General features: G+C 73.3%; 9 protein-coding genes and 1 pseudogene. 4 read left to right on the top strand and 6 right to left on the bottom strand.

Annotated features, from left to right (window positions below; all coding sequences use genetic code 11):
- Positions 1-683: pseudogene (locus tag IMZ35_RS26610) on the bottom strand (hypothetical protein); the annotation flags it as partial.
- A 99-nt stretch (positions 684-782) separates the two neighbouring features.
- A complete protein-coding gene (locus IMZ35_RS26605; protein ID WP_199443928.1) occupies positions 783-1,055 on the bottom strand; it encodes a hypothetical protein in 273 nt (90 codons plus the stop codon).
- Positions 1,056-1,197: 142 nt separating this feature from the next.
- On the opposite strand from IMZ35_RS26605, the gene IMZ35_RS31970 reads away from it, so the two are divergent.
- Both IMZ35_RS31970 and IMZ35_RS26595 read left to right on the top strand, forming a co-directional pair.
- Positions 1,198-2,925, top strand: coding sequence for a DUF8616 domain-containing protein (locus IMZ35_RS31970; protein WP_199443927.1), 1,728 nt, complete (start codon positions 1,198-1,200; stop codon positions 2,923-2,925).
- A 5-nt stretch (positions 2,926-2,930) separates the two neighbouring features.
- On the top strand, positions 2,931-3,290 hold the full coding sequence (locus tag IMZ35_RS26595; RefSeq protein ID WP_199443926.1) for a toxin-antitoxin system YwqK family antitoxin: 360 nt from the start codon (positions 2,931-2,933) through the stop codon (positions 3,288-3,290).
- Between the two features lie 276 nt (positions 3,291-3,566).
- Here the strand turns inward: IMZ35_RS26595 and IMZ35_RS26590 are convergent, their stop codons facing one another.
- The 3 genes from IMZ35_RS26590 to IMZ35_RS26580 are packed head-to-tail and all read right to left on the bottom strand — an operon-like array spanning position 3,567 to position 4,794.
- Positions 3,567-3,926 carry a peptidase inhibitor family I36 protein gene (locus IMZ35_RS26590; protein WP_199443925.1) on the bottom strand — a complete coding sequence of 120 codons (360 nt, stop codon included), beginning with the start codon at positions 3,924-3,926 and terminating at the stop codon, positions 3,567-3,569.
- 12 nt (positions 3,927-3,938) lie between these two features.
- On the bottom strand, positions 3,939-4,361 hold the full coding sequence (locus IMZ35_RS26585; protein ID WP_199443924.1) for an HNH endonuclease: 423 nt from the start codon (positions 4,359-4,361) through the stop codon (positions 3,939-3,941).
- Positions 4,354-4,794 (bottom strand): DUF72 domain-containing protein, encoded by a 441-nt coding sequence (locus tag IMZ35_RS26580; protein WP_199443923.1) that lies wholly within the window; start codon positions 4,792-4,794, stop codon positions 4,354-4,356. Before IMZ35_RS26580 ends, IMZ35_RS26585 begins: the two co-directional genes overlap by 8 nt.
- Positions 4,795-4,879: 85 nt before the next feature.
- Between IMZ35_RS26580 and IMZ35_RS26575 the strand changes: the two genes are divergently transcribed.
- Together IMZ35_RS26575 and IMZ35_RS26570 are read left to right on the top strand one after the other, a co-directional pair.
- Positions 4,880-5,266: a hypothetical protein gene (locus IMZ35_RS26575; protein WP_199443922.1), complete on the top strand. Its 387-nt coding sequence runs from the start codon at positions 4,880-4,882 to the stop codon at positions 5,264-5,266.
- Between the two features lie 44 nt (positions 5,267-5,310).
- The gene (locus IMZ35_RS26570) at positions 5,311-7,464 is read left to right on the top strand and encodes a DEAD/DEAH box helicase (protein WP_307868827.1); all 2,154 of its coding nucleotides are present in this window, start codon (positions 5,311-5,313) and stop codon (positions 7,462-7,464) included.
- Here IMZ35_RS26570 and IMZ35_RS26565 read toward each other — a convergent pair.
- Positions 7,454-8,185 (bottom strand): DUF72 domain-containing protein, encoded by a 732-nt coding sequence (locus tag IMZ35_RS26565; RefSeq protein ID WP_438816897.1) that lies wholly within the window; start codon positions 8,183-8,185, stop codon positions 7,454-7,456. The two genes, IMZ35_RS26570 and IMZ35_RS26565, sit on opposite strands and share 11 nt — an antisense overlap.
- Positions 8,186-8,240: the final 55 nt, after the last annotated feature.

Below are 8,240 nucleotides of genomic sequence, written 5' to 3'. Positions count from 1 at the left end.
AAGGTGACCGGCCTTGATGTGATCTCGACCAGGAACGTCAGGCCGGGCGGGTTCGTGCAGCGCGGCGGCGGTGGCGGCGGGGTGGACGCGCCCTCTGGACGCGGCGGCGGCTCCGGCTCGGACGGCAGTGGCTCCGGGTCGGACGGCAGTGGCTCCGGTGATCCGTCCTCTTCGCCGGGTGACGGCTCCTCCTCTCCCAGCAGTTCCTCCTCCAGCAGTTCGTCCCCGGACAGCTCTCCCTCGCCGGGTGCGCCGTCTTCCGGTTCGCCGTCTGCTGGTTCGCCGTCGAGCGGTCGTTCTCCGGGGGATTCCTCACCGGGTGGGTCGTCGCCGGAGGCGGGGACGACGTCCTCGTCGGCGAGCGCGCCCGCGGCCGATCCGGGCACCCGCCCGCGCACCGACACCGGCGGCCCGGACACCGCGCCGCGCACCCGGCAGCCCGACACCGACCCGACCCCGTCGCAGAGCGCTCCCGCGCAGCACAACAGCCCAGCGCCCGCGCCCCGCTCCGACCCCGGCGGGTCGACCCCGAGAACGAGCACTCCCGCGGCCGCACCGGCGTCCTCTCCCGGCGGAAGCTCGCCGTCCTCGCCGTCCTCGCCGTCCTCGCCGTCCTCGCCGTCCTCGTCCGCACCGTCGGCCGGTCCGGCGCGAGGAGACACGGCCGCGGCGTCGACCGGCACGGCCACTCCGCCTCGCGTCGACACCCTCACGAGCACCCCGCACAGCAACGCTCCCCAGACGAGCGCGCCCCACCCGAACGCGCCCCAGACCCACGGTGGTCAGCCCACCGGCGGCACGCCGACCGGCGGAGCACCCACCGGTGGCACTCCGGGCAGCAGCACTCCCGGTGGCGGCAGCAGCGGTGCTCCAGGCGGGAACAGGTCGGGCTGGACCGGCACCTCCGGACACCCCGGCGACAGCACACCGGGCGGGCGGGGCGACACCACGCCCAGCGGACGTCCCGACAGCGCGCCACGTCCCCAGTCGGCCGCACCGCACACCCAGCAGCCGCAGCACTTCGGCCCCACCACGGGCCACGGCGCTGCGCACACTCCCGCACCGCGCCAGCAACCCGGCTTCGGCCCCAACCCGCAAGCGCCCCACAGCCCCAACGCGCCGTCCACTCCCCACCAGAGAACAACACCACCCGCTCAGACCCCGTACGGCCCGGTCCCACCGCACACGCGCCCTGGCGTGCCCCCGCAGTCGCACGGCCGCCCGGACGGCGTGACTCCCCAGTCCTACGGTCGCCCGGACGCCCCGCAGGCACCGCACACCCGCCCGGAGTCAGCACCTCCGCGCGGCTCGCACACCGACGCGCAAGCACCGCACCAGCGCCCCGACGCCCCGACGCGCCAACCAGGCCCGGCCCGAGCCGACACCCCGCCCCACCACGGCGATCCGGCCCGCACCGACCCGCCCGGCCAGCACACGCCAGACCGCCACCCCGACAGCGGCCCGCGGCACGACGGTCAGCAGCACGACAACACGCAGCACGACAACACGCCGGGCGACGGCACGCCGGGTGACAGGTCGCCGCTGCACCCCGACGTGGTCAACGCCAGGCACGCCGAGGTCACCCCGGCCGGCGTGTCGCACCACGGCGGCGACTCCGACATGGGCGACCTGCCCCACCGCGTGCCCCACGACCCGCGGTTCTTCACCGCCGACGTGCACGTCACCCCGGACGGGCACGCCCGCATCGGCGGCCGTGACCACACCCCGGAGCAGTACGCCGAACTGCTGCGCCGCTCCGGCTACGACGGCTCGCGCCCGGTGCGCCTGATCGGCTGCGACGCCGGCTCCACCGACTTCGCCCGCCGCCTGTCCCGCGAACTCGACGCCCCCGTCGTCGCTCCGGACAAACCAGCCTGGACCGACACCCGAGGCAGGGTCTACTCCTCCGACACCGAGATCGGCCCCGACGGCACCCGCCGACCCAAGATCCCACCCACCGGCCAGTGGGACACCCACCACCCCGACGGCACCCGCACCTCCGCCGGCGACGACGGCTACGCCCCCGGCACCCGCGACACCGACCGCACCGACCGCACCGACCCCGACGGCGCACGCGACCGCGGACAGGACGACGCCGACCGGCGAGAGCGGGCGGACACCGACTCGCCACCGCCGGACATGCCGTCCGCGACGTCACGGGTGGAAGACCCCGTCTCGCTGCCCGAACCGTCTGATCCGCACCCCGCAGGAATGCCGGAGACCCACCCGCAGACCGGACCCGCGGACAAGAAGCACGGCGCACTGCTCGAACAACTGGACCCGGACTCGGATCGCGTCACCGTGGAGAACGGCCTGATCACGCACGTCGACGACGTGCCGGTTCGCGAGTACGTCGAGCGGGTGGCGCGAGAGCGCGCTGACCTGATGTCCCAGAGCATGGGACGCAAGGACGGTCCGGTGTCGGCCGTGGCGATCGACCTGCGCACCGGGACGATCACCGAGGGCGTCAACGGCAAGGCGAACGCTCTGCTCCCGGCGCAGGACCTGCATCCCCTGCTCCAGGACAACTACCGGCGCATGGCCGAGTGGCGGCATCCGGTCGAGACCGAGCCGGGCGTGCTCGCCAGGAGTCCGTTCGACCCGGATCAGGACGTGGTTCTGGACGGTCAGGCGCACTTCGACAAGCCGCTGCGCCACGCCGAGGTCAAGGCGGTGAACGAACTCCTGTGGGCGCGGCAGCGGAGCAACCCGGACGTGCCGCTCACGCCCGAGGTGCTCGACGAGCTCCGCTTCGATCCTCGGTGGCTGGCGGACGGTCAGCACATGCGGAGGCTGGACCCCGCGCCCGCCTGCGCCAACTGCAACCAGATGCTCCGCGGCGTGCCCAGCTACTCGGGACGTCTCCAGTTCGCGCCTGGTGACTATCGTTATGACGACAGCTTGCACGGATTTGCGGAGTGGTGAGAGCGATGCGCGTCAACAGGGTGGACACGGTTCTCGACCGCGGTGTGTGGTTGCTGCACGAGGGGGAGCGCTTCACCGGCGAGGTGGTGGACACCGATGTGGAGGGTCGCGTCATCGGTCTCACCTCCTACGCGCACGGGGTGGAACACGGTCCGCAGGCGGAGTGGTACCCGGACGGCACGAAGAAGTCGGAGGGTGTCACGGAGAAGGGCAACGCGGTCGGCGAGTGGCGCGAGTGGCACTCGAACGGTCAGCTCGCCCAGTACGACCTGCTGGACGAGCACGGTGATCCCCTGCGCACGCAGCGGTGGGACGAGGCGGGCACCCTCGTCCAGGACGACTCCTACCAGCCGTTGCGGGGATGAGCTCGATCTCCGGCGGACCGGGCGTGCTCGTCGGACGATCAGCCGCTCGCGGGAGGGATCGGAACCCGTGACGCAGGAGGTGGACGAGCGGGAGACGTCGTCGAAGAGGTCCGCTGCGGCTCCGCTCGCCCGGTCCGGCGGGAGTTGCCGGAATGACGGTCGACCGCATCGGCGTCTCCGACGACCGGTCGCGGTGGCCGAACAGGGGCACGGCCGAGCACGGACCGGTGCGGTCGGCGATCGGGCGGGGGCGCGTCGCCGCGCCCCCGCGTTGCGTCAGGACTCCCAGACCTGCACCGCGCGCACCACGAACGGCGCTTCCGGCACGTAGGTCCCGCCGCCGGGATAGGTCGTGAAGTCGGCTTCCGTGGAGCACGTCTGGCCCTGGTACACGCTCACCGTGCGCTGGAGGCGGTTGGCGAAGGATCTGGCCACCAGGTTCTCCGGGAGCGGGATGCACTCACCGGGATTGGCCGACTCCAGGTCGAGGCGACGGGCGGCCCCGGTGTAGGAGGTGCCCTCCCAGGCGCAGAACTCGCCGCGGTCGCACGTCGGTTCGGCGGCCAGCGCCGTGCCGCTGGTCGTGAGGCTCCCGAGGACGATGGTCACCGCGGTCAGAACGGTTCGAGTTGTCATGGGGCCACAGCCTCACCCGTTCGGCCCAGTTTCGTGGACGTCTTGGAAGTCGCTCACCTGATCGTGTTTTCGCAGGCGTCTGAGCTGGTTGTCCAGGTAGGGGCGGGCGCGGCGGTGTCCACCGTGCACCGCGACGACCTCCTCCAGCGACGTGAGCACCCGCAGCACCCTGCCCGCGTCCGGGGTCCAGCCGCGCCGTCCGCACTCCTCCAGCCAGTCCACGGGCGACCGGTGGCCGCGCTCGCGGTTGCAGCGGCGACACGCGGCCACCTCGTTCTCCAGCCTGGACGGCCCGCCCTTCACCCGCGGCACCAGGTGGTCGGTGGTGGGCACGACGTGCGAGCCGAACTCGCGCGCGCACCACGCGCACGTCGGCCCGTCGCGCTGGAGCTCCAGCTCCAGGCGGGCCGCCCGGCCCTGCTGGGACTCAGCCATCCCGCAGCCGCTCCGCGAGCGCCGCCGCCAGCGCGGTGCGCGGCAGCAGGTCGGAGAACGCCGTCAGCAGCTCGCGGTCGAACGTCGGCGTCGGCGGGATCTGCCACGGCAGCGGTCCGAGCTTCCCGCCCGGTGCCAGCACCCCGCTCGCGAAGAAGTCGGCCAGCGGGGTCCGCACGTCGCGCAACCGCTTCACGCGGGTGGTGAACCCGCCGCCCTCCACCGCGAACACGAAGTCGTCGGGCGTCTGCTCCACCCACGTCCGGAAGCTCGACGGCCGCTGCGACGAGTGGCACGACCCGCTGACCTCGGCGGAGTCCGGCCGCCGCGACAGGTGCTCCGACTCCCGTCGCCGAGCGAGCCCGGCCGGGCAGAACGTGCCGCGCCACAGCGGGTGCACCCGTCCCGACGTGCCGACCCCGATCTCGCCCACGAGGCCATGCTCCCCGCACTCCCCGCTCTCCGCGCGCCGGAGAACTCGTGTCCTGCGGGGGACGAACGGGTGCCATGATCAAGGGATGAGGACTGGTGAGCTCGACGTCCAGGCTTCACTGGTGCGTTGGCTGGTGATCTCCGGGTGGTCGGTCCAGCGCAACACCCACGTCGAAGCCCATCGACGCGGGGAGTGGCTGCACGTCGAGGTGCAGGGCTACCCGGCGGGGCCGGCCGCCGTGCCACCGTCCCTGCACGCCCGCACCTGGTTCGCGGGCGGACTGCTCAAGGCGCTGCAGCTCAGACAGCGTTTTCCCGATGACGGCGTGGCCATCGGCCTGCCGGACTTCCCGTGCTACCGCAGCCTCCTGGAGGGCGTGGAGGACACGTTCTGGGCGATGCGCCTGCAGGTGCTGCTCGTGTGCCGGCAGGGCGAGATCGAGCAGTGGAGGAGGCGCAGCCTCAGCGGCTGAGCCGAGCTGACACCCTGTGCGTCGTCACGACGAAGGGTGCCGGAGTGGACGAGTCCTCGAAGATCGGGCGGCACGCGCGGACGGTGCTCGCCACCGCGGGTGCACTGCGGCAGCAGGCCGCGGCACTGCTCGCCGAACCGGAACGGCTGCGCGGCCTCGCCGTCCTGCGGCACCACGACCTCGGCCGCGACCTCACGGCGAACGTCCTGCGCGCCACCCCCGTCGACACGTTGCGCGAGGTCTCGCCGAACCTGCGCACCGGCGCTCTCGCCTCCGCCGGGTTCCGCACGGTCTCCGACGTCCTGCGCGCACGGCGGAGCGAGCTGGACGCCGTTCCCGGCGTCGGCCAGCGCACCGCCCGGCAGGCGCTGGAGGCCGCACGCCGCGTCGAGGACGTCGTCCGGGAGCACGCCGGCGCCCGGCTCGACCCCGACCACCGCGATCCCGTTCAGACCGCCCTGCTCGACGTCCTGTTCCGGCTGCGCCGCGCCGACCGCGTCCTCGGTCCCGTCGCCGCGCCGATGACCGGGTGGATCGCGGACGTCGAGACCGCGGCGCGCGAGGCGGACCGCGCGGGCGGGCGGCTGCGGATGCTGTTCACCCGCAGGCGCACGCGGGAGCGCGCGCTCGCCGCGCTGGAGCGGCTGGAGGGCCTGCTGGCGGAGGAGGGCTCGGTGCGCGCCACCGCGGCCCGGTTGACCGCCCCGGTCGACGAGGACGAGCTGTGGCACGACTACGAGCGCGACGCCGCGTCCTACAGCACGCTGCTCGCCGAGCTGGGCGACGCCGACGGCGCCGTCGACGCCGCGCGGGGGTTCCTGACCAGCGACGTCGAGCGGCAGGTCGACGCCGTCACGCTCGACACGAGCCGGTTGACGGTCTCGCTGCGCGGCTACCAGGAGTTCGGCGCGCGCTTCGCCCTCGCCCGCCGCCGGGTGATCATCGGTGACGAGATGGGCCTGGGCAAGACGATCGAGGCCATCGCCGCGCTCGCGAGCATCGCGGCGCGGGGACGGCACGTCTTCCTCGTCGTGTGCCCGGCGAGCGTGCTGGTGAACTGGGTCGACGAGATCGGCAGGCACAGCACGCTCGCGGCGCACCGCCTGCACGGAGCCCGCCGCGACGAGGCGGTCCGCGAGTGGCTCGACGCCGGGGGAGTGGGCGTCACGACGTTCGGCACCCTGGCCAAGCTGGTGCTGCCGCGACGCCACCGGCTCGCGATGGTCGTCGTCGACGAGGCGCACTACGTGAAGAACCCCGCGTCGCAGCGGTCGCGGGCGGTGGAGGCGGTCACCCGGCGGGCCGAGCGGGTGCTGTTCCTCACCGGCACGCCGATGGAGAACCGCGTCGAGGAGTTCCGCAACCTCGTGTCCCACCTGCAACCGGAGATCGCCGCACGCACCCGCGCCGACGACGCCGTGGCCGGCGCGCGGGCGTTCCGCCGCGCCGTGGCCCCGGTGTACCTGCGGCGCAACCAGGAGGACGTGCTGCCCGAGCTGCCCGAGCAGATCGCCGTGGAGGACTGGGTCGAGTTCGGGCACGAGGACTTCGTCGCCTACCAGAACGCCGTGGCCGAGGGGAACCTCATGGCCATGCGCCGCGCCGCCTGCGCGCCGGGGACGGTCGCCGGTTCGGCGAAGCTGGAGCGGCTGCTGGAGATCGTCGAGGAGTCGAGGGAGAACGGCTGGAAGGTCGTCGTCTTCTCGTTCTTCCTCGACGTGCTGGACACCGTGCACACCCTCGTCGGCGACGACGCGTGCGGACCGCTCACCGGCGCCGTGCCCGCGATCGAGCGGCAGCGCGTGGTGGACGAGTTCAGCGCGCGGCGCGGGCACGCGGTGCTGGTGAGCCAGATCGAGGCCGGTGGTGTGGGCCTGAACGTCCAGGCCGCGTCGGTGGTGATCATCACCGAGCCGCAGTGGAAGCCGAGCACGGAGGAGCAGGCCGTCGCCCGCTGTCACCGCATGGGGCAGGTGCGCAAGGTCCACGTGCACCGCCTGCTGGTGAAGGACAGCGTGGACGCCCGGATGCGCGAGGTCCTGGAGCACAAGTCGCTGCTGTTCGACTCCTACGCGCGGGAGAGCGACGCCAAGCACGGCCACCGGGGCGCGCTGGACACGGCGCCGTCGCGGGCCCAGCTGGAGCAGCGCATCGTCGCCGCGGAGCGGGAGCGCCTCGGGATGGCGGTCAGCGGCTGAGCCGCTCCGCGAGCGCCATCGCGTTCACGGGGGCCGCGCCGCGCATCGTGTTGTCGAAGTAGACGAACACGTCGCCGTCCTCGGCCAGGTCCCGCGCCCGCACGGCCCACCCGTCGAGCTGCGCGGCGGAGTAGGCGCTGGCGTAGAGCTCCTCGTGACCGTGCAGCCGCACGTAGGCGAAGTCCGTCGTCACGTCGTCGAAGCAGGGGAACGTCCCGGCGCTGTCGGAGATCACGTTCGCCACGCCGTGCTCCCGCAGCAGCGCGGGGAACGCGGGGTCGGCGAAGCTCGGGTGCCGCGCCTCCACGGCGTGCCGGACCGGGCGCGGTGGCAGCAGCGCGAGGAAGTCGTCCAGCCGGGCGGCGTCGAAGGGCAGCGACGGCGGGAGCTGCCACAGCACCGGTCCCAGCTTCGCGCCCAGCTCCAGCACCCCGGACTCGAAGAACGCCGTCACCGCGGCGTCCGCACCGCGCAGCCGCCGGGCGTGCGTCACCTCGCGGTGCCCCTTGACGGCCAGCACGAAGCCCGGCGGGGTGCGCCGCGCCCACGACCGGTAGTTCGCCGGACTCCGCAGCGAGTAGAAGGAGCCGTTGAGCTCCACGGAGGACACCCGCTCCGCGAGGTGCTCCAGTTCCAGCCGCTGCGGCAGCCCGGCCGGGTAGAAGCCGCCGCGCCACTCCGGGTACACCCAGCCGGACGTTCCGATCCTGATCTCACCCACCAACGGTGCATGCCCCACCGAAGAGTGAGCGAAACAACATCAGAATGGCGTGGTC

The sequence above is a fragment of the Umezawaea beigongshangensis genome, assembly GCF_016464305.1.
In the GTDB taxonomy this organism is placed as follows: Bacteria; Actinomycetota; Actinomycetes; order Mycobacteriales; family Pseudonocardiaceae; genus Umezawaea_A; species Umezawaea_A beigongshangensis.
Note: the sequence above shows the minus strand (reverse complement) of the source record. Positions and strands in the feature narration are given on the sequence as shown.